Annotated in this window: 3 protein-coding genes; 1 reads left to right on the top strand and 2 read right to left on the bottom strand. The window is 56.7% G+C overall.

Features of this window, described 5'->3' with window-relative positions:
• Positions 1–870: 870 nt before the first annotated feature.
• Both BM177_RS19155 and BM177_RS19160 read right to left on the bottom strand, forming a co-directional pair.
• Positions 871–1176, bottom strand: coding sequence for a response regulator (locus tag BM177_RS19155; protein WP_091686872.1), 306 nt, complete (start codon positions 1174–1176; stop codon positions 871–873).
• On the bottom strand, positions 1173–2651 hold the full coding sequence (locus BM177_RS19160) for a DUF2254 domain-containing protein (RefSeq protein WP_244532460.1): 1479 nt from the start codon (positions 2649–2651) through the stop codon (positions 1173–1175). The genes BM177_RS19155 and BM177_RS19160 overlap by 4 nt, the downstream gene beginning before the upstream one ends.
• 236 nt (positions 2652–2887) lie before the next feature.
• Between BM177_RS19160 and BM177_RS19825 the strand changes: the two genes are divergently transcribed.
• On the top strand, positions 2888–3262 hold the full coding sequence (locus BM177_RS19825; protein ID WP_139223758.1) for a hypothetical protein: 375 nt from the start codon (positions 2888–2890) through the stop codon (positions 3260–3262).
• Positions 3263–3518: the final 256 nt, after the last annotated feature.

Below are 3518 nucleotides of genomic sequence, written 5' to 3' on the forward strand. Positions count from 1 at the left end.
AAAAAAATGAACGCCACCTCGCGGATCGCGCGGTCTCGCCAATTGCCGCGCGCCCGCCACGGCGACCTCCTCGAAGGAACATCTTGCGAGAGAGGATCGCCTCCATCCAGCGGCGTGAGCGCGCGATGGGTTTGAGCAGCGAGTCCTATGCGTCGACGTCAATAATATTCGACGATGCGCCCGGCGCAAGGCGACGCCCTCTTTCGGTTTCCTTTGCGGACGCCGGCCCAGCGCCGACGTCTCAACGGGGCATTGCATTGCCGTCACCGCCGTTGGCCGGGGAGCCAATCAGGGACCGTTGCTGTCCTGTACTGCAGGAATCGCATTCCCGAACATCGTAAGGCAATTGAGGCGTCGGCAGGCGCTTAGGATGCCGAAACGTTGACTTGGTTTTTATTTGCGGACGCGGCGGCGATGGTCGCCATCATTTTAACGGGCCGCATGGTGTTCCTCCTTCACCCTCCGAACTGTTAGAGAAACGATATCGCGGCGTTCATGCCCGAAAAGGCCGCCCGAAATTCCAATGCGGCTTCCCAGCTATTTTGGCTGTCCAGATTTCTACTATGTTCGGCAGAGACACGTTAAACGTGAGCTTTACCTTTAGACGGGATTCTTTCGTGGAAAACTGTTTTCCAGACCGAGGGGTGCGTCATGGCTCGATCGGCTGAAGCGGGTGGATTTGCGTCGGTCCGTTTGCGAGCCGCGATTGGCGGAACCGGACATTCGGTCTCGGCCAGGTTGGCCGAGTGTAAAAGGTCAGAATAAGGTTCGGGCAACGCATATTTTAAAGTCGTTTCGCACGCAAGTTTCGTTGCAAACGAGCGATCCGGCGGGGCCCCAACCCATCCTTCACATTGGGACATCGTCACTTTAAGCTGATCCGAAGATCAATGAAGACCTCCCATGTTTTACCAGCGACGCCAGCATTTGGCGAAGAACATCGCCGGCAACCGGCTTGTGCAACATCGCGAAGCCGCTCCTGGAGACCTCCGCAAGCCGTTCCTCACCCGTGTCGCCTGTGACGATCACGGTCGGAATTTTACGTCCGGGCCTACGCGCGATTTCCGCCGCCGCTGCCGTGCCGGTCAGGCCGGGGCCAAGTCGATGGTCGGCAACCACGGCGTCAAATCGCCAGTTCTCCAAGGCGCCGCGATCAAGCGCTCGGGTGAGCGTCAAGCTTCCCTCAGATCATGCGCGAACGACCGTCCCTCCAATCGCTTCAACCGCTCGCGCAGTCTTGAAAGATCCGCCTCAGGGAGCGTTTCCTCACAGCCTTCGATCACACGCCGGCCACATCGAAACAGGGATTGCAGTTCTTGAGGCGGCACTCCAGTGCTCGCAATATCATCAAACGCCCGTAGCAGACGGAGACTCACGGCGATGTCGGCCTTGGCATAATGACGAATTTGCTCAAACGCGGTATCGAGCAAGCCATCGAAGTCGATCCAGGGCATGACGACGCGCAAAACATGGGGCGGGCCGTGAAGATAGGTTCGGGGCGGAGAACGACCCGCCCATTTGATAAGGACCCGGCTAAGCTGATCAATGCAGCTGATCGCTGTGCTGGGGTCATTAATAGCAGGAGAAATCGCTCGCAAAGCCACGTCGACAATCTGAATGATCCCAAATTCCACATCTTGCTGCATCGTGCGGGCAGGACCAATATCAAAGGCCGACAGTAGCTCAGCCTCTCGATCTGGCGTCACCCGACCGGACTCCAACACCCGCATAATCGGAACGCCGGACGGAACGAAATGACCGACCCGTCGCTCCAGGACGATCTGCACGCCGTAATTTTTTGCACGCTCGACAAGAAAGGGAACATCGACAAACCGGATGTAGCCTGACCTCCGGCTAACGATGAGCCGTTCGCGCGCCTTGCGGAAGGGGCCCCCGTGCTCTGGTTGCTCGGCGGGACCGCGTGGGTGTGGCATGAGGTCATCAATGACGAGCTCGGTCTCCCGGGCGATACGATCAACTATCTGATTGACGCTGATCGATTGCGATATGTGATGAATAAAGAAAATCAGCCAGCTGACGCACAAGAGCGCCAATATCATAGCCGTCATAACAGTCGCGACAGGCACGAAGGGATGAGGCTGAGACCTTACGGCTGGCAGGGCCGCCATGCAGAAGCAATATGTGCCAAGAAAGATTCCAAGCGTCCATTGAGTGCTGCGATCCCTGACGAAACTGACGAGGATACGGGGCGAAAACTGCGTGGAGGCCAAGGTCAGCGTCATCAGGAGGATCGCGAAAATGATCGACACGACCGTCATGGTCGAGCTCGCGATGCCCGCCAGGATCGTTTGCGCAACCTGCGGATCCTGGTGTGACGGAAAGAGAACCTCCGGAATCCAGGCGTTGAGAGCCGGGGCGTACTCCTCGGCGAAGGACAAAATCGCGCCCGCGGCCCCGAGAAGAAGCGCGATAACTAAAGGCCTAACAAGAAATCCTCCGCGTAATGCATAGAGAGCAGAGCGGACGAGCAGTGACAGGCGCTTGTGCATGATCGGCTTCGGGCAATGAGATATCGTAGAAACGTATGCATCGTAACACATGTGAGTCAGCGCCGCGAATTTGACGCCATTTGATTTTTGCAGTGTATAAAATGATCTTGCACGGTTCCTGATTTTTTCGTTTCCGATCAATGTCAAAAAGCCACGCCGTTTATGCGCTATTTATGCAAATTGCTGAAATCAGTATTGCTTGTTTATGCGGGTGGGGTGCAGACTTTAACACTCAAGCGGTTGATCCGTCAGCTGCGGCACTGATCAACATGGCCAGGTCACTCAGTCTCCGCAGGAGACAGCACAAATGAATTGGCGCATAGTGATAGACGCATTCAAGCGGCTTGACGAGCGGCTCTCTGATGCGGTGTACTTTCATGGGTGTACTCTCGCCGGCCTCGAAACGCCGTCCGCATCCTCACCGCGAAACCGTAAATGCTCCACACAGGAAGCGGCAAGCAACGGTTTTCATCACCATCGTGAACGAGGCTATGGCTACTCTGAACGGCAGTTTCAAAACAATTCACTCCGAAATTTGGCCAACGACCACCGCCAGAGCGGGGTCGGGGCCGGATGATCCGGCGCGGTACCGCATCCTCGAAGAACTGATCCCGATATCGGCTCCCGCTGAAATTAGGTCGCCAACCGATTGGCTCAAGCAGCTGTCCCCCGCGATCATGGACGACGGTGCGCAATATCTTAGCCTCGTCGACGAACGAAAAGGCGAGATCGGCTCGGCTTATCGCCGGTAGGTTTCGTGTCTGACATACTCCCGCGCGCGGCGAGAAGATCTTCGACCGTGCACAGGCTCAAAGGAAGACGGTAATACAGCCAAACCGAGTGGGCGATCACCTCCGAAGGAAACGATGGCAGCGTCAGAAAATAGGCCAGAAGCCCCTCTAACCGTTAACGTGACGTTATCCGTCCTAGCAACCCTATCGGGCGAATGAGCGGCGAGCGCGATGAAGATCCTTGCGGGTAATTCCAACCGACCGCTCACGGAGGCAA

Origin of the sequence: Methylocapsa palsarum, from assembly GCF_900114285.1 — a bacterium.
GTDB lineage: Bacteria > Pseudomonadota > Alphaproteobacteria > Rhizobiales > Beijerinckiaceae > Methylocapsa > Methylocapsa palsarum.

Coding starts and splice junctions, on each gene's coding strand:
- BM177_RS19825 (WP_139223758.1), top strand. CDS start 2,888: ATGGGTGTACTCTCGCCGGCCTCGAAACGCCGTCCGCATCCTCACCGC.